The sequence below is a fragment of the Janthinobacterium sp. PLB04 genome (assembly GCF_021165895.1).
Taxonomy (GTDB): Bacteria; Pseudomonadota; Gammaproteobacteria; order Burkholderiales; family Burkholderiaceae_D; genus Janthinobacterium; species Janthinobacterium lividum.
Window position 1 is genome coordinate 4,730,504 of sequence record NZ_CP088968.1, and the last position, 15,528, is coordinate 4,746,031.

At 61.9% G+C, this 15,528-nt stretch carries 17 protein-coding genes; 6 read left to right on the top strand and 11 right to left on the bottom strand.

Annotated features, from left to right (window positions below):
* Positions 1-33: 33 nt before the first annotated feature.
* On the bottom strand, positions 34-1,092 hold the full coding sequence (locus LSO07_RS20825) for an Lnb N-terminal periplasmic domain-containing protein (protein WP_180278405.1): 1,059 nt from the start codon (positions 1,090-1,092) through the stop codon (positions 34-36).
* Positions 1,093-1,264: 172 nt separating this feature from the next.
* Between LSO07_RS20825 and LSO07_RS20830 the strand changes: the two genes are divergently transcribed.
* Positions 1,265-1,969, top strand: a complete 705-nt coding sequence (locus LSO07_RS20830) for a hypothetical protein (protein WP_191909742.1) — start codon at positions 1,265-1,267, stop codon at positions 1,967-1,969.
* A gap of 42 nt (positions 1,970-2,011) precedes the next feature.
* Positions 2,012-2,374, top strand: coding sequence for a glyoxalase superfamily protein (locus tag LSO07_RS20835; RefSeq protein ID WP_151096463.1), 363 nt, complete (start codon positions 2,012-2,014; stop codon positions 2,372-2,374).
* Positions 2,375-2,377: 3 nt separating this feature from the next.
* Here the strand turns inward: LSO07_RS20835 and LSO07_RS20840 are convergent, their stop codons facing one another.
* Positions 2,378-3,547, bottom strand: coding sequence for a mandelate racemase/muconate lactonizing enzyme family protein (locus LSO07_RS20840; RefSeq protein ID WP_151096464.1), 1,170 nt, complete (start codon positions 3,545-3,547; stop codon positions 2,378-2,380).
* A 98-nt stretch (positions 3,548-3,645) separates the two neighbouring features.
* Here LSO07_RS20840 and LSO07_RS20845 point away from each other — a divergent pair, with 98 nt between their 5' ends.
* Together LSO07_RS20845 and motA are read left to right on the top strand one after the other, a co-directional pair.
* Positions 3,646-4,566 (top strand): LysR family transcriptional regulator, encoded by a 921-nt coding sequence (locus LSO07_RS20845; RefSeq protein WP_151096465.1) that lies wholly within the window; start codon positions 3,646-3,648, stop codon positions 4,564-4,566.
* 42 nt (positions 4,567-4,608) lie between these two features.
* Positions 4,609-5,472 carry a flagellar motor stator protein MotA gene (gene motA, locus LSO07_RS20850; RefSeq protein ID WP_034779327.1) on the top strand — a complete coding sequence of 288 codons (864 nt, stop codon included), beginning with the start codon at positions 4,609-4,611 and terminating at the stop codon, positions 5,470-5,472.
* Between the two features lie 27 nt (positions 5,473-5,499).
* Here motA and LSO07_RS20855 read toward each other — a convergent pair whose 3' ends face one another.
* From LSO07_RS20855 to LSO07_RS20875, 5 genes are all read right to left on the bottom strand, one after another.
* Positions 5,500-5,898 carry a VOC family protein gene (locus LSO07_RS20855; protein ID WP_151096466.1) on the bottom strand — a complete coding sequence of 133 codons (399 nt, stop codon included), beginning with the start codon at positions 5,896-5,898 and terminating at the stop codon, positions 5,500-5,502.
* 139 nt (positions 5,899-6,037) lie between these two features.
* Positions 6,038-7,504 (bottom strand): aminotransferase-like domain-containing protein, encoded by a 1,467-nt coding sequence (locus LSO07_RS20860; protein WP_099388331.1) that lies wholly within the window; start codon positions 7,502-7,504, stop codon positions 6,038-6,040.
* Positions 7,505-7,514: 10 nt separating this feature from the next.
* Positions 7,515-8,099 (bottom strand): LysE family translocator, encoded by a 585-nt coding sequence (locus LSO07_RS20865; RefSeq protein WP_070282218.1) that lies wholly within the window; start codon positions 8,097-8,099, stop codon positions 7,515-7,517.
* A gap of 242 nt (positions 8,100-8,341) precedes the next feature.
* Positions 8,342-8,875 carry a GNAT family N-acetyltransferase gene (locus LSO07_RS20870; RefSeq protein WP_318526595.1) on the bottom strand — a complete coding sequence of 178 codons (534 nt, stop codon included), beginning with the start codon at positions 8,873-8,875 and terminating at the stop codon, positions 8,342-8,344.
* Positions 8,876-8,900: 25 nt separating this feature from the next.
* Positions 8,901-9,896 (bottom strand): AraC family transcriptional regulator, encoded by a 996-nt coding sequence (locus LSO07_RS20875; RefSeq protein ID WP_151096467.1) that lies wholly within the window; start codon positions 9,894-9,896, stop codon positions 8,901-8,903.
* Positions 9,897-9,955: 59 nt separating this feature from the next.
* Between LSO07_RS20875 and LSO07_RS20880 the strand changes: the two genes are divergently transcribed.
* Entirely contained in the window at positions 9,956-11,209 is a 1,254-nt protein-coding gene (locus tag LSO07_RS20880) for an MFS transporter (protein ID WP_034779340.1), read from the top strand.
* Between the two features lie 130 nt (positions 11,210-11,339).
* Here the strand turns inward: LSO07_RS20880 and LSO07_RS20885 are convergent, their stop codons facing one another.
* Both LSO07_RS20885 and LSO07_RS20890 read right to left on the bottom strand, forming a co-directional pair.
* Positions 11,340-13,157 carry a DUF4153 domain-containing protein gene (locus LSO07_RS20885; RefSeq protein WP_151096468.1) on the bottom strand — a complete coding sequence of 606 codons (1,818 nt, stop codon included), beginning with the start codon at positions 13,155-13,157 and terminating at the stop codon, positions 11,340-11,342.
* A 101-nt stretch (positions 13,158-13,258) separates the two neighbouring features.
* Positions 13,259-13,696, bottom strand: coding sequence for a hypothetical protein (locus LSO07_RS20890; RefSeq protein ID WP_151096469.1), 438 nt, complete (start codon positions 13,694-13,696; stop codon positions 13,259-13,261).
* A gap of 82 nt (positions 13,697-13,778) precedes the next feature.
* On the opposite strand from LSO07_RS20890, the gene LSO07_RS20895 reads away from it, so the two are divergent.
* Positions 13,779-14,168 carry a MerR family transcriptional regulator gene (locus tag LSO07_RS20895; protein WP_092606024.1) on the top strand — a complete coding sequence of 130 codons (390 nt, stop codon included), beginning with the start codon at positions 13,779-13,781 and terminating at the stop codon, positions 14,166-14,168.
* 58 nt (positions 14,169-14,226) lie between these two features.
* Here the strand turns inward: LSO07_RS20895 and LSO07_RS20900 are convergent, their stop codons facing one another.
* Positions 14,227-14,868 (bottom strand): choice-of-anchor C family PEP-CTERM protein, encoded by a 642-nt coding sequence (locus LSO07_RS20900; protein WP_151096470.1) that lies wholly within the window; start codon positions 14,866-14,868, stop codon positions 14,227-14,229.
* Between the two features lie 137 nt (positions 14,869-15,005).
* Positions 15,006-15,500 carry a ribonuclease E activity regulator RraA gene (rraA, locus tag LSO07_RS20905; protein ID WP_034779352.1) on the bottom strand — a complete coding sequence of 165 codons (495 nt, stop codon included), beginning with the start codon at positions 15,498-15,500 and terminating at the stop codon, positions 15,006-15,008.
* Between the last annotated feature and the right edge of the window lie 28 nt (positions 15,501-15,528).

Below are 15,528 nucleotides of genomic sequence, written 5' to 3' on the forward strand. Positions count from 1 at the left end.
CCGGTCGGAATAGCGACAGTATAAAGCAGGCGCTTACTGCCTGGGCATTTGCAGCTTCGGGAAGCCCGCTTCGTCATAGCCCGGCATGCCGCGCCGGATCGTGTGCGAAAAATCCGCATCGTCGTTGGCGGCGCGCGCGCGCGCCGTGATGTGGCCCCCTGTGCGCAGCTGCTGGAAGGTCAAGCCGGGCACCAGGCCCTTGACGTCGAACAGGTAGCGGTCCAGGTAGCCCGAAGCCATCAGCCGGTAGTCGAGCGGCAGGCCCGGCACGATGCGGCGCACCATCTCGAAGACGATGGTGGTGCAGTTGGCCGTCAGGGTGTTGTAGAACTGCGGCTGGTTCTTCAGCGCCTGCGCCTCGTCCAGGTAGGCGAGGAACAGCGAGCGCATGGCCGCTTTCGGCATCATCACGCGGTACAGATGCATGTCCTCGCCCCGCGCATTCGTGCGCACGCGCAGGATGTCGCGCTCGTCGGCGGCGATCAGGCTCATCTCGAAATGCTTGAAGAAGCCGCCGATGGCGGAAAAGCTCTCGCCCTTCTCCTTGCGGATTTCGATGGAAAACGTCAAAAAGCGCCCGTCGGCAAAGCCGAACGAGATCAGGGTATGTGCGATATAGGGTCCCGTCCAGTATGACAGCGCCGTGTCCACCGTGCGCAGTTCGTCGAGGTCGTAGCTGCGCTGTTCCCACTTGACCGTGTAGTCGTCGTCGCTGCGCCAGTCGAAATTGCGCACATTGTCCAGGGTCACGAGATTGCCCTTGAGCGTGCCCGTCACATTGCGCGCCACGTCGTCGGCCCACACGCGCTGCTGTTTCGGCGTGATCAGGCTCCACCACACGAGCAGCAGGATAAAACCGGCCGCATACGGCAGCAGCACGCGCGCATCGCCGCGCGTCCACCACAGCGCGATGCTGGCCACGCCCAGCGCACCCCACAGCAGCGCGCCGATGGCTTGCGCCGCCGTGCCGCCGGACAGCTGGTACCACAGCGCCAGTGCGCCCCACAGTGCGGTCAACAGGAGAATCAGGGAAACGGCCATTTTGCCGATACTGCCCAGCACGGAGCGGGCACGCAGTGATAAGAAAGTCATGCCATGATTATAGGGGCAAGTACGGCGAGAGGTGAGTTCGGGCAAGTATTGGCAAAGCCAGCCAGACATGAAATATTGCTTGCATGGCAATTTACCTCATGAGAATATGTTGCAAAATGTATAGACAAGGCGTCCCATCTCGCAGGGCTGCCTTGTCCTCCAGGGAGACACCTTGCAATCCAGTTCACTGTACGCCATCGCCGGCAGCCTCAACTCCCTCTTCATCGTCGTCAGCCTGCTTGGTTTATGGTCGCAGCTGCAAAAAATCTGGCGGCGCAAGCACGACGCCAGCCTGGGCGCAGGCCAGGCGACGGACATCCTGTCGCTCAACCAGTTCACCGTCAGCTTCCTCGCCTACTGCGCCTTCTTCGTCTACGGCTATTCGATCACGCCGTTCAACCACTACATCGTCTGGCCGCGCCTGATCGCCTCGCTGATCGCGCTGGGCATACTGTATGAAATCGACCGCGACCGCCGCAGCCGGGCATCGCGCAACGCGCTGCTGGCGTGCGCGCTGCTGCTGGGTGCGGGCGTGGCGGGATTGCTGTTCGGCCCCACCTTCACGGATGAAAAACGCGTGATCTCGCAAAGCCTGATCGTTGCCGTCACCGTGCTGCTGGCGCAGGGCTATGCGCACCAGATCCGCTTGATCTGGCGCTCGGGCAGGACGGGTGCCGTGTCCCTGAAAATGAGCCAGTTCATCCTCGCGATGGATGTCAGCACCATCTTCTTTTCCTGCGTCATGGGACTGAAAACAGGCTGGCCCTTGCTGCTGCTGGCCTGCGTCAGCGCCACGACCAAATTGATCATCATGTGGCTGTTCCGCTGGGAGAAGGCCAGCCCCGCCGCGCGCATGAAACGGCAGGCGCTGGCCTGACGCTAGAATAGGGATCTTTCCACCTTTGTTGAAAGGGCCGCCATGCAGCTGTCCCCTGCCATCCCCATCCTGCGCAGCTTTTCCGAAGAAAAAACGCGCGAGTTCTACCTCGGTTTTCTCGGTTTTACCCTGGACTGGGAACACCGCTTCGCGCCCACCGCGCCGCTGTACCTGCAGGTGACGCGCGGTGATCTCGTGCTGCATCTGTCCGAGCACTACGGCGACGCCACGCCAGGTGCTGCGCTCTTGATCCCCGTCAACGACATCGCCGCCCTGCACGCGGAGCTGCAGGCGAAGGATTACCCGTATGCGCGGCCCGGCATCCGCGACGAGGACTGGGGCCGCATCCTGGAAGTGGCGGACCCGTTCGGCAACCGGCTGCGCTTCTGGCAAAGAACGCCATAGCGCTTACTGTCCGCTCAGGGCGCGCATTTCCGCATACAGGTTGGCCTTGCCCTCGAAACCGATGCCGACCAGATCCGGCATGGTGATATGGCTGTTTTCCACGCGCACGCCATCGGGAAAACCGCCGAACGGCTGGAACAGGTCCGGGTACGATTCATTGCCGCCCAGGCCCAGGCCGGCCGCGATATTCAAGGACATCTGGTGGCCGCCGTGCGGAATGCAGCGGCTGCGCGACCAGCCGTGCTGGTGCAGCATGTCCAGCGTGCGTAAATATTCCACCAGGCCGTAGCTGAGGGCGCAATCGAACTGCAGCCAGTCGCGGTCGGCGCGCATGCCGCCGTAGCGGATCAGATTGCGCGCATCCTGCATGGAAAACAGGTTTTCGCCCGTCGCCATGGGCTTATCGTAATAGCTGCGCAAGGTCGATTGCAGCTCGAAGTCGAGCGGGTCGCCCGCCTCTTCATACCAGAACAGGTCGTACTGGCGCAGCGCCTTGGCGTAGGCGATCGAGGTGTCGAGGTCGAAGCGGCCGTTGGCATCTACGCACAGCTTCTGGCCGTCCTGCAGCACCTCCATGATGGCGTCGATGCGACGCAGATCCTCGTCCAGCGAGGCGCCGCCGATCTTTTTCTTGACCACCGTGTAGCCGCGGTCGATATAGCTGCGCATCTCATCCTGCAAGGCAGACAGGCTCTGGCCCGGATAGTAATAGCCGCCGGCCGCATACACGAAGACTTTTTTGTCCGGCACGCCCGTGCCGTGGCGCTCGGCCAGCAGCTGGAACAGCGGCTTGTTGTCGATCTTCGCCACGGCGTCCCAGATGGCCATGTCGATGGTGCCGATGGCCACCGAACGTTCGCCGTGGCCGCCCGGCTTTTCATTCGTGTACATGCAGTCCCACACCTTGTGCGGGTCGAGGTTGCTGCCATCCGCCGTGACGAGCGAAGCGGGATCGGCGTCGAGGATGCGCGGGATGAAGCGCTCGCGCATCAGCATGCCCTGGCCGTAGCGGCCATTCGAATTGAAGCCGTAGCCGACGACGGGCTTGCCGTCGCGCATCACATCCGTGACGACGGCCACCAGGCTTAACGTCATCTTGCTGAAATCGATGTAGGCATTGCGGATGGGGGAAGAGATGGGGATGGTCTTTTCGCGGATTTCAACGATTTTCATGCGGGTCTCCTGTAGTGAAAACAATGACGCCAGCTTAACCGCGATATGAAACCGTATAATCGATAGTAATTTAAACCATTCTTCACTTGAAGTTAATAATGAAAAGCGACGCCACGACGGAAATGGCTTTCTTTGTGCTGCTGGCCAAGCTGGGCAGCCTGTCGGCCACGGCGCGCGAGCTGGGCATCACGCCGCCCGCCGTCAGCAAGCGATTGGTGCTGATGGAGCAGCGCCTGGGGGTGCGTTTGCTGAACCGCAGCACGCGGCGCATCAGCCTGACGGGCGACGGCGAAAGCTATCTGCAGCAGGCACGGCAAATCCTCGACGATATCCGCGCCATGGAAGAGTCCTTGGCCAGCGGCAGCGCGGAGCCGAAAGGCTTGCTGCGCGTGAATGCCACGCTGGGTTTCGGCCGCACGGTGATCGCCCCCCTGCTGTCGCAATTTGCCCTGCGCCACCCGCAGCTGGAAGTGCAGCTGCAACTGACGGACAGCCCCATCAACCTGGTCGAGCAGGCGTACGACCTGGGCATCCGTTTCGGCGACTTGCCCGACACGCGCCTGTCGGCGCGGCGCATCATGTCGAACCGGCGTTTCCTGTGCGCCTCGCCCGCCTACCTGCAGGCGCACGGCACGCCGCACACCCCGGACGAGCTGGCGCAGCACCGCTGCATCGTGCACCGGCAAAACGACGACGCCTACGGCATCTGGCGCCTGAGCCGTGGCCGCGCCACGCACACGGTGAAGGTGCGCGGCACGGTGGCCAGCAATGATGGCGACGTGGTGCTGGGCTGGGCGCTGGACGGGCACGGCATCCTGCTGCGCTCGGAATGGGACCTGGCCCGCTACCTCGACAGCGGCCGCCTGCGCGTGGTGCTGGCCGACTACGCGCTGGCGCCGGCCGACCTGTACGCCTATTATCCGAGCCGCCACCAGTTGCCCGCCAAAGTGCGCGCTTTTATCAATTTTCTCATCCAGCAGTTGCAGCCGGAAGCGGCCACGGCGGCCAAATCAGGTTAAACTACAATATTGCGATATGGCAATATTATGAAGGAGTAGGTTTTGCTAGTCATACTCGGATTTCTCGTCGTGCTGTTTTCCGTCTTTGGCGGCTTCGCCATGCAGGGGGGCCACCTGGGCGCCCTGTTCCAGCCGCTGGAACTGCTGATGATCGGCGGCGCCGCGCTGGGCACCTTCTTTGTCGGCAATGACGCCAAGGCCATCCGCGCCACGTTCGCCGCCCTGCCCACCCTGTTCCACGGCTCGCAATACACGAAGGCGCGCTATATGGAACTGATGGGGCTGATGTATGAAATCCTCAGCAAGATCCGCAAGGAAGGCTTGATGTCGGTCGAAGACGATATCGACGACCCTTACCGCAGCCCCATCTTCGTGAAATACCCGTACACGCTTGGTGACGAACACATCCTGGAATTCATCACCGACTACCTGCGCCTGATGGTGTCGGGCAATATGGATGCTTACCAGATCGAAAACCTGATGGATAACGAGATCGAGACGCACCATGAAGATGCGGAAATGCCGATCCAGACGATTTCGCAGCTGGCCGACGCCATGCCCGCCTTCGGCATCGTGGCCGCCGTGATGGGCGTGGTGCACACGATGGCCTCCGTCGGCTTGCCGCCGGCCGAGTTGGGCGTGCTGATCGCGCAGGCGCTGGTGGGCACCTTCATCGGCATCCTGCTGGCCTACGGCTTCATCGCGCCGCTGGCCAGCTTGCTGCGCCGCAAGCACCATGAAACGGCAAAGATGTACCAGTGCGTGAAAGTCACCTTGCTGGCCAGCCTGAACGGCTACGCTCCGGCGCTGGCCGTGGAATTCGGCCGCAAGGTCATTTCCGCCACGGAACGCCCCTCGTTCAGCGAACTGGAAAACCACGTGCGCCAGGTGCGCACGAAGAACTGATACGGCCTGTTCCGCTTGCTCGGCGCGTCAGGCTTCCGGCGCCGTCCAGACCAGGTTCCACAGGTGGCCATCGATATCCTCGAAGCCCTGGTCATACATGAAACCATGGTCCTCGGGCGGATGCGGTATGCGACCACCTGCGGCCTTGGCCCTGGCGATCAGGCTGTCCACCTCTTCCCGGCTTTCGCAGCTGAGGCAAATGACGACTTCATTGGCTTCCTTCGCATTCGCCACCGGCTTGCCGATCAGTGACTGGAAAAAGGCTTCGGTCGTCAGCATGGCCTGGATGCTGCCGTCGACGATATTCATGAACGCCGCGTTCTCGCCGCTGAAGCGGGGATCGAAGGCAAAGCCCAGAGCGGAAAAGAAGGCCCTGGATTTCTCCAGGTCCTTCACGGGCAGGTTCAGGATGATCTGTTTGTTCATGGCGCTTCCCTGATAAAAGTGGAATGGGCAAGCGGTGCGCCGTCCCGGTGAAGGGTGGCGGCACACCAAATTGACACGCTGGCGAAAAAAGAGCCCCTCCAGAATATCAACAAATGACAAGAAAAGGCGCAGACCATGCTCAGGACTTGCCGCCGATGCTGGCGGCGCGGCTGGCGCGGGCCAGGCTTGAGCGCGCGCCAGCCACCGCCCGCAGGCGTTCTTCCAGGTAGGCGCTCACGCGGGGATGCTGGCTGAAGGCGACGTTGAAGCGGATGTGCTGGTCGGGCGTGTCGTTGGCCGAGAACGCGGCGCCGCGCATCAGCAGGATCTTGTTGCGGTAGGCGTCCTGCACCAGCAAGTCCACGTCCAGCCCTTCGGGCATGCTGCCCCACAGGAAAATGCCGGCGTCGCCGGGCTGCTCGAACAGCACGCCGGCCGCGCTCAGTTGCCGCGTGCTGGCGTTGCGCGCCACCATGATCTTGCGTTGCAGCCGCTCCAGGTGCTTGCGCAGGTTGCCGGCCTTGAGCACTTCCAGCAAAACGTATTCGTTCAGCGCAGGCAGAGTCATGATGGCGTGGATCTTGGTGCGCATCAGCAGCTTGAGCAGGGCGGGCGCCGCGGCCAGGTAGCCCATGCGCAGGGCCGGGCTCAGCGCCTTGCACAGGCTCGAGTAATAGATCACGCCGTCCAGTCCGGAAAGCGATGCCAGCCGCGTGCTGTGGCCCTGCTGAAAATGCCCGTGCACGTCGTCTTCGGCGATCAGGAAGCCATGCTGCTGCGCCATGATCAGCACCTTGTGCAGGTTGGCGGCGCTGCTGCTCCACCCGGTGGGATTGTGCAAAGCCGTCTGCACGAACAGCAGGCGCGGACGGTGCGCGCGGCAGGCCGCTTCCAGTTCGTCCAGGTCGAGGCCATCGGGGCGGCGCTTGATGGGTACCAGGCGCACGCCGTCCTGGCGCAGCCTGCCGAACATCAGGAAGTATCCGGGGTCTTCCACCAGCACCGTATCGCCGGGCTGCAGAAACGTGCGGCAGATCAGATCGATTGCATGGGTGCCGCCGAAAGTGGTGAGGATGTGGCTGGCATCCGCAGCGATGCCGATGCCGCGCAACAGCAGCGCGATCTGCTCGCGCAGTTCGGCCAGCCCTTGCGGCGGACAGCGCGAGGCCATGCCGGCCGCGCTGCGCGCCAGACCGCGTTGCACGGCAGCCGCCGGCAGCGCGTCCTGCAGCCAGGTGGGCGGCAAGGCGCCGCTGCTGGCCAGCAGCACGCCCGGCCGCTGGTCGTTCACTTGCTGGCTCAGCCAAACCGGCTCCTGCTCCTGGCCCGCTTCCAGCGCCACCTCGTCGGGAATGGCGCGGCTGGCATCGCTTGGTGCGCAGACGAAGAAGCCTGTCGTGCCGTGCGTATCGATGACGCCTGCGGCCACCAGCCTGTCATACGCCACCACCACGGTGTTGGTGCTGACCGCGAGCTGCGTGGCAAGCTGGCGGATCGACGGCAGCCTGGTCCCGCCAGGCAGGACGCGTTGCGCGATCTGCAGGCGCAATGCGGCCTCGATCTGCTTGAACAGGGCGATGGGCGAGGAGCGGTCGATGGCGAACATGGGTGGAAGTCTAGCGTAAAAACATCAGGGCGAGGAGCAGCAGGATGGCCCCCATCGCCAGATTGAATAGGCGCTGGTTGCGGGGCGCTTTCAGCACGCTGCGGATCGAGACGCCGAACAGCGCCCACATGGCGTTGCACGGCGTGCCCACCACGGTGCCGGTCACGGACACCAGCAGCGCGCTGGCCAGCATATTGCCCTGCGCAGGCATGAAGACCGACGCCATGGTGACCGCCTTGAGCCAGCTCTTGGGATTCAGCGCCTGAAACAGGGCCGCCTGCGCAAACGACACGGCCTTCGGCGCGCTGCTTCCGGCCACCGAGGCGCCAGCCAGCTTCCAGGCCAGGAATATCAGGTACAGCGCGCCCGCGATCCGCAGCACCTGCTGCGCCATCGGATACGCGACGAACACGCTGCCCAGCCCCACGCACATGAGCACGGTCTGCACGAAGATGCCGGCCTGGATGCCGAGGATCACCGGCAGCGCACCGCGATAGCCGAAATTGGCGCCGGTGGTGGCCAGCATGACATTGTTCGGCCCCGGCGTGGCGGACATCACGAAGCAATAGCTCATCAGGGGCAGCAGTTCGGTCATGGCAGGCAGTCGCAGCGTGGAGAAGGCCCCAGTCTAGAAGCGCGGCACGGCAGGGACAAGGCACAAGGCGACGCGTACAAGCACATGCTGTATCAGTCGGACGACTGCTACAGCGGCGATACAGGCAGCCCTGCCCGGACAAACTCCACCGCAGGCGCGCAACGCAACTGGCGGATTGCCAATTGGGCTCATTGGCAGTTTCCGCCACAAAACGGAGGCTCATCTTTATTATAAATGGCGCTCTACATTTGCTCCGGGCGCCTGGTGTCCATTTCGCATGGACGAATGTAATAATTGTCAAAGTCTCCTTCCTCGATCAATGTAAATCCGTGACGCACATAGAAACGGTTTGAGTCGCTACCGCGCAGGGCTCCCACTCGAACCGGCAAACCAAGAGCGTTTGCCTCTTCGATAATACGAGCGAGAACAACGGCCCCGATACCATTGCCCTGGTTGTTTGGATGAATATAGAGGTGGTCGAGCAGCATGGCCTTTGGTTGCTGTTTGAGAACAACAAAGCCAACCCGTTTGCCTTCTGTTTCAATATGGCGTGTGTGCTCCGGCAAGAAGCCTGACAGAAACCTCTCTCTCGCTCGAACCGGATCGAATCTCCCCACCTGCATCAGGCTATCGCGCATCGCCTCAATGCGAAGTGCGACAAGTTCATCCGCGTCGTCTTCCTGCGTCGGTGTAAACGTTACAAACGGTCTTTTCAATAACATATCAAAAATAAACCTTCTAGTGGCGAGGTTTGAAAAGTGGCGCACCAAATCCATATTTGCTCCCCGAAAGCTATTCTCCTCACAGCACTTCCCGATCGCGACCCGGTGGCCTGCCGATGACGCGCTTAAAAGCACGACTGAACGCGGCTTGAGATGTATAGCCAAGGCGTTGGGCAACGGCGTCGATGGACACTCTTTCATGAGTGAGCAATTGTTTAGCAAGACGCATCCGCAGTTCCGTGGCATACCGCAGAGGCGGCACCCCGATGGTGGTTTGAAATCGTCGTGCGAAGACAGAACGAGAGACATGCGACTCCGCAGCCAACTGTGCAACTGTCCATTCCCGTCCTGGCTGGCGGTGCAGCGCCAATATGGCAAGAGCGAGGCGCGGATCACGCAATGCGGCGAGGAGACCGGAGGCGCTTTCACAACCGCATTCAATCCAGCCGCGCACGATCATTGCTGCCGCAACCTCTGCGAGTCGAGCCAGAATGCCTGCAAAGCCAATACGACCGGCGCAGATTTCACGCTTCATTGAATCCAGCACAGGCAGTAAGCCAGGATAACCTTGCGCTTGCGTGTCGGCCACCATGACGGTTGGCATCAACTTACCGACCCCCTGCATCCCGCCGAGATCGAATTCCATGCAGCCGTAAAAAATAATTGCACTGGGCACGGAGGCCGTACTGGGACATGTGTCGACTCCGCTAACGGCTTCACCAAGGGGCGCGACATCGAACTTGTCGATGTCCTGAAATGCAACGCCCGCATCCGATAGCAGCTGGTGCCTCCTGCCGTGCGGCATGAACACCGCGCTACCGGCGGACAGCTCATGCAACTCACCATCATCGGTACATAGATAGGCAGTGCCAACAGCCACGAAGTGGAAGTAGGCGTGGCCTGGCTTGTCTTCAAAGCCTATGCCGAAAGCTGGACCGGTCTGAATGCGGCGGTACTGGACGCCACGCAGGCGCATCCCCATCAACAGTTCACTGACGAGACCAGAGGACAGGAAAACTTGATTCTTCTTGGTCATTTTAGGTGTTTCGATCAAAACATCAAGACTTGTCATCATAGATCATCCTGGGCTTTCGCTCTAGACTTTCGACTCTGATCGTTTTAGGAATGTTAGAGATGAACAATGATGTTTTGGGTAACGGGCAAACGCCCAACGCGAGCGATGCGTCTGTTGCAGAGCCAGCGGCAGCAGCATGGATGGCAGTGTTTTCACTGGCAATGGGAGTTTTCGGCCTCCTGACGGCGGAGTACCTGCCAGCCAGCCTATTGACCCCGATGGCCTTCGATCTTGGTGTGTCGGAGGCGCTGGCTGGTCAGGCAGTGACGGTGACGGCCGTCGTGGCCATGGTCGCCGGGCTTTCAGTGCCGCGCCTGACGCGCAGTTTTGACCGACGTGTCGTCTTGTTAGCTTTCACAGTGCTGATGATCGCGTCGAACTTGCTGGTGGCGTTATCGTCAAGCCTGACAGTTTTGTTGGTGATGCGCATTCTGCTGGGTGTCGCCTTGGGAGGCTTTTGGAGTATGGCCGCAGCCGTGGCTATGCGACTGGTGCCGGCAAAGTCAGTGCCGCGAGCGCTATCCATAATCTTCAGCGGTATCGCCATCGGGACGGTTGTTTCCGTACCGTTGGGCAGCTACTTGGGGGGGATATATGGCTGGCGCAGTGCATTTATAGCAGCCGCAGCTGTCGGAGGGCTAACACTGTTGTTTCAATTGTTCACACTGCCCCGTATGGCACCGCGCACGATGATGCGCACCCCGTCTGTACTGGCACTGCTGCGTCGCCCGGGGATCGGGATCGGGATGTTGGGCTGTGTACTTGCCCATACGGGGCAATACGCATTGTTCACCTATATTCGCCCCGCGCTTGAAAGCGTTGCCCATATTGATGTAAACAGTTTGTCTCTGATGCTCCTGGGTTTTGGTGTCGCCAACTTCATTGGCACGCTGCTGGCCGGCTGGCTAATGGAGCGTAGCCTGCATGCTACTTTAGTGGGCATGCCTGCGCTGGTGGGCTTGGCGGCATTCGGCATGATTTTACTGCCAGTCCAGGGAACCGGCCTGATGCTTTTGGTGGCCCTCTGGGGCTTGGCGTTCGGCGGCGTACCTGTCGCCTGGTCCAACTGGGTAGCTCGTGCCGTTCCAGATCAAGCGGAGACGGCTGGCGGCATGGTCGTCGCTGCGGTGCAATCCTCAATAGCTGCCGGCGCGGCATTGGGTGGCATGATGTTCGGGTTTGGTGGCGTCACAGGCGTTTTCATTATTGCTGGCGTTGTGATGCTGTTCGCTTCTCTCGTCATCGCTTTCAGAGTTCAAGTCGAACTGCCACAGGAAGACGCTACACTACCAGACACCGGCTCAACGATTTGAACAGTGTGTTGCGTTGAGCGATTGAATCCGCAGCCGATACCGGGCAGTCTGAGTGATTCAGTGCACGAAGTTGCTGCCTTCGGAAGCAGCAAGAGGCTTGGTCCCGGACGCCAAGTCCTCTCACTGCCATTTACGGAGTCGGCGCCGTCTCATCGGGGCAGCTGACCTCGTCCTCTGGCGTATATAAAGTCATCGGCACGCGCTGGCCGTCGACTTCCAGTTCGCGCACTTTCGGCGGCACCAGCTGGAATTCGCCCGCCTGCAGCTTCTCGCGCAGGGGCTTGCAGCGCAGGGCGTCCGTGGGGATTTGCCCGCGCGCCGACCAGCTGCCGTCTTCCTTTTCCGCGAGCAACACCGACGAGGCGCGCGGGTCATTGCTGATCAGCAGTACGTCCTGCTTGCCATCGCCATCGAAATCGAGCAGATACGCGTCGCACTGCGGCCCTGCCCGCTTCAAGCAGGCGGGCAGGCGCCAGGCCGGGCTCACTTGCGTCCAGTCCTGGCGCAGGAAACTCTCCGGCAACTTCGCCGTGGCCGGGCGCAGGGTCAGGTTGATCGACACGTCGCTCAGCGCGCCCGTCTCGTCGAGGCGGTTCTGGCGCTTGAGCATGGCGTCGGCGCGAGCCCGCACGATGGCCGCGTCAGGCCCCGTCGTGCGTTTGCTCAATTCCTGCAAGGCCGCCTGGCCATAACGGGCGCCCTGGAAGCGCAGGTATTCGAAATCGAACTTGTCCACGCCAACCTTGCCGCTGTTCAGGCGCGCCATCTGGCTGGCCACGGAAATGCGCGCCGGGTCCGCCAGCGGCGAGAACAGGGCAAACAGCACCAGCAGGGTGACGCCGGCGGTGGCCACGTTGACGTTGGCGATCAGGTGCAGCCAGTCGCCATACTTGCTGGCCGCCCAGGCATAGCCGGCGGCGTAGCAGGTGGCGACCAGCAGGCAGGCGGCGGCGATCAGGCGGTCGGATGTCCAGCCGTGCGACATCACGCGCAGGGTCAGCGCATAGATGGCGATGCCCACCACCCACGGCAGCAGCAGGCAAGCCAGGCGCGTGCCCAGGCGGATGCCGCGTGCCACGCCATGGCCCACTTCGCCATTCTGGAAGGCGGCATTAATCAGCACCACCAGCACGCCGGCCATGCCCAGCAGTACGGAAGCCGCATGGCGCGTGGCCCACAGGCGCTCGAAGCCGATGAATGGCAAGGTCAGCAGGAAGCCGGAGACCAGCACGGCGGCGATCGGCATCAGCCACGACAGCAGCACCAGCAGCAAGGTGCGGATGCCGCGCACGATGGATGGGCGCACGTCCGTGATATGGATGGCAAACGAAAACGCGAAGCAGATGACGGGAATCACGAACCAGGCCTGGCCCAGCAGTTTTTTCAGGAAACTCAGCTTGATGAGCAGGAACAGCTGCCCACCCAGCCACAGCACCAGCCACAGGCCCAGCACGAACAGCAGGGAAAACAGCAACTGGATGCCGAGCTTCCAGGCGATTTCAAAGTAGGTGGGATAGCGGGCGATGCGCTGGCCATCCTGGGCGCTGGCCAGCACCAGCGCGTGGGCGATATAAAAGCCCACCACGCAAAAACCGAACAGCTGGGCGGAAATGACGCGCAGGGGCGCGCCCGGCTTGTAGTTGCCCCAGATTACGTGCTCGGCGCCGCGCGCCACGTCATGCCAGGCCAGCACGGCCAATACGACGGCAGCGCCCGCCATCCACAGCACGATGCGCTTCGCCGACATATGGCCCAGGCTGGATACCAGCAGGATCGGTAGCAGCAAGCTGATCAGCATCAACGGCCCCAGCAGATAGGCTTCCGTGGCGGGCCACACCTTGTCCTGGGCCGTGCCGTACAGCCAGTACAGCAGCAAGCCTTGCAGCAGGCCCGTCACCAGGCGCGTCACCGCGATGCGCGGCGCCACCACCGGATCGAGCAACGCCATGTTTTTTCCAGCGGCATCCTGCTGCATATTCATTCCCTTAGAGTCGTTCATTGCAGTCATTGTTGCACTGCGAGCACGGCCATTATTGCATTTCGTTATCGTCATCTCAACAGCGATTCGCGTGGATGCCCTTCCCGCCCACCTTCGCTGCGGCGCAATGGCAAGCTTTGCGCGAGGCCCCAGGCCAGTTCCGGCACGAGGAACAGCCACAGCAGGGGCTGGCCCGTCACCAGCAAGGCCCACGCCATCCAGGTGGAAAACAGGTAGCGGGCCACCGCGTCGTAGCGGCCGAAGCGCGGCTGCGGATCCAGCATGCGCAGCACCGACCAGACCATCACCACGCTGCCCATCATGCTGCTGATGAGCAAATGCAAGGGTTCGAACACTGGCAGTGGCGCGCCGCCCAGGGCCAGGTTGAGGGCGTTCAAGTGCTCGCGCATGAGCAGGAACGTCCACGGCGTGACAAACGCGGCCGTCATGAGGACATCGTAAATGGCGCTGGCGCGCACCAGGCGGCGGAAAGCAACAATAGATAACATGGGAACTCCTGTGTATGGAAAGCGCCCATTCTCAAGGCTGGAGTACACTCCATGGTCAAGCATTTTATGAAAGAGCACTACCATGCAGATCGGCGAGATGGCACAGGCGACGGGCTTGAGCCGCGATACCCTGCGCTTCTATGAAAAGCGGGGCTTGCTGCGCGCGCGGCGCGGCGCGAATGGCTACCGCGACTATCCGCCCGAGGCGGCGGACTGGCTGCGTTACCTGCGCACGGCGCAGCAGCTGGGTTTTACCCTGGCGGAAATCGAGGCCGACATGCCGCTGCTGGCCGGCGCAGGCGATCCGGCCATGGCGGACCTGCTGCGCGCGGCGCTGGCGCGCAAGTTGGCCGACATCGATGCGCGCATCGCCGGCTTGACGCAGCTGCGCGGCGAACTGGCGCGGCGGATGGAGCCGCAGGCGGCCGCCTGTCCGTTGCGGGGAGATGCCGAGGCAGCACCAGCCCCCTGAAAAACAAAAAACCGCCTGTGCAATGCAGCAGGCGGTCTGACGTGGGGCGGAGCCGGGATTACCTGGCGGCCTTGCGGCGGCGCAGGAAACCCATCAGGCCCAGGCCAGCCAGCAGCATGGCGTAGGTTTCCGGTTCCGGCACGGCGGCCATCACGGAAACATTATCGATCACGGCGCCCGAGTAATTGTCGAACGGCGTACCGGCCTTGGCGGCGCTGGCAAACGACAGGGTCGCCATGCCGGTGGCAGCGGCCGTGAAGCTCAGCGTGTTGCTGTACAAGGTGTTCGAAGCGGCAGCCGTCGAGTAGAAATCCCCGGCCACGCCGCCGAAATTGACGCTCACGCCCTGGCCTGCCGGGCCGCCGGAATTGCGCGCCATGTCAAAGCTCAGGTTATATGTCTGGCCGGCAACGACACTGAAATTTTGCGACAGGAAACCCGGACCTGGCGTGCCCAGCAAATCGATGCTGTAGCCGTCGATGGCGTTATACGCATTGCGGATCAGGTCGACGGAACTGGCACCCACGGTCCAGCCCGTGATGGCCGATGAACCGCTGTTGACGACTTTAAAGCCGCTGTCGAAGGTGTAACCGGAAGCGACCGTTTCAAAATTGCCATTCGCGATCAGGTTGACGGGGCTGGCGCTGGCGCTGCCGGCGACGAACAGGGCGGCAACTGCGGCGATGGTGGCGATTTTCATGATCTGATTTCCTTACTTTATTGACATTAAAGTTACCTTAAGTGAAATCATATCCCAGCCATGATAAAAATCAAAGAACTTTGCAAAAATATATTTAATGTAGACAATTTGCAACGTATCTTCCGGAGAGGAATGCCTCAATCAAGTTCCTGGCGCGCCACCAGGATGCCGTCCGCATCGGCGTAGATCCAGTCGCCCGGATGCACGGCCACGCCACTGATCTGCACGCGCACGTCGCGCTGGCCGGCGCCCGTCTTGTTGCTCTTGCGCGGGTGCGTGGCCAGGGCGCGCACGCCGATCTGGCAGACATTGATTTCCTCGCTGTCGCGGATGCAGCCATCGACGACGATGCCGGCCCAGCCATTGCTTTCGGCCAGCACGCCCAGCTGGCCGCCCACCAGCGCGCGGCGCAGGCTGCCGCCGCCATCGATCACCAGCACATGGCCGTGGCCCGGCGTTTCCAGGGTGCTGCGCACGAGCGCGTTATCTTCGAACACGTGCAAGGTGGTGGCGGGGCCGCTGAAACGCACGCGCTGGCCAAAGGCGCGGTACACGGGCGGCAGCACGGCCAGGGTGCCATCATCCAGCATGGCTGCATAGTCGTCGCACAGGTCGGTGGTGGCAAAGGTCATGGGAGTTCCTTGAGTGGCAGATGGCAAC

Excerpts from the sequence above, each read along its gene's own strand:
- LSO07_RS20825 (WP_180278405.1), bottom strand. The coding sequence starts at position 1,092 with ATGACTTTCTTATCACTGCGTGCCCGCTCCGTGCTGGGCAGTATCGGC.
- LSO07_RS20835 (WP_151096463.1), top strand. The coding sequence starts at position 2,012 with ATGCAGCTGTCCCCTGCCATCCCCATCCTGCGCAGCTTTTCCGAAGAA.
- LSO07_RS20840 (WP_151096464.1), bottom strand. The coding sequence starts at position 3,547 with ATGAAAATCGTTGAAATCCGCGAAAAGACCATCCCCATCTCTTCCCCC.
- LSO07_RS20845 (WP_151096465.1), top strand. The coding sequence starts at position 3,646 with ATGAAAAGCGACGCCACGACGGAAATGGCTTTCTTTGTGCTGCTGGCC.
- LSO07_RS20855 (WP_151096466.1), bottom strand. The coding sequence starts at position 5,898 with ATGAACAAACAGATCATCCTGAACCTGCCCGTGAAGGACCTGGAGAAA.
- LSO07_RS20860 (WP_099388331.1), bottom strand. The coding sequence starts at position 7,504 with ATGTTCGCCATCGACCGCTCCTCGCCCATCGCCCTGTTCAAGCAGATC.
- LSO07_RS20865 (WP_070282218.1), bottom strand. The coding sequence starts at position 8,099 with ATGACCGAACTGCTGCCCCTGATGAGCTATTGCTTCGTGATGTCCGCC.
- LSO07_RS20870 (WP_318526595.1), bottom strand. The coding sequence starts at position 8,875 with ATGGATTTGGTGCGCCACTTTTCAAACCTCGCCACTAGAAGGTTTATT.
- LSO07_RS20875 (WP_151096467.1), bottom strand. The coding sequence starts at position 9,896 with ATGATGACAAGTCTTGATGTTTTGATCGAAACACCTAAAATGACCAAG.
- LSO07_RS20880 (WP_034779340.1), top strand. The coding sequence starts at position 9,956 with ATGAACAATGATGTTTTGGGTAACGGGCAAACGCCCAACGCGAGCGAT.
- LSO07_RS20885 (WP_151096468.1), bottom strand. The coding sequence starts at position 13,157 with ATGGCGTTGCTCGATCCGGTGGTGGCGCCGCGCATCGCGGTGACGCGC.
- LSO07_RS20890 (WP_151096469.1), bottom strand. The coding sequence starts at position 13,696 with ATGTTATCTATTGTTGCTTTCCGCCGCCTGGTGCGCGCCAGCGCCATT.
- LSO07_RS20895 (WP_092606024.1), top strand. The coding sequence starts at position 13,779 with ATGCAGATCGGCGAGATGGCACAGGCGACGGGCTTGAGCCGCGATACC.
- LSO07_RS20900 (WP_151096470.1), bottom strand. The coding sequence starts at position 14,868 with ATGAAAATCGCCACCATCGCCGCAGTTGCCGCCCTGTTCGTCGCCGGC.
- rraA (WP_034779352.1), bottom strand. The coding sequence starts at position 15,500 with ATGACCTTTGCCACCACCGACCTGTGCGACGACTATGCAGCCATGCTG.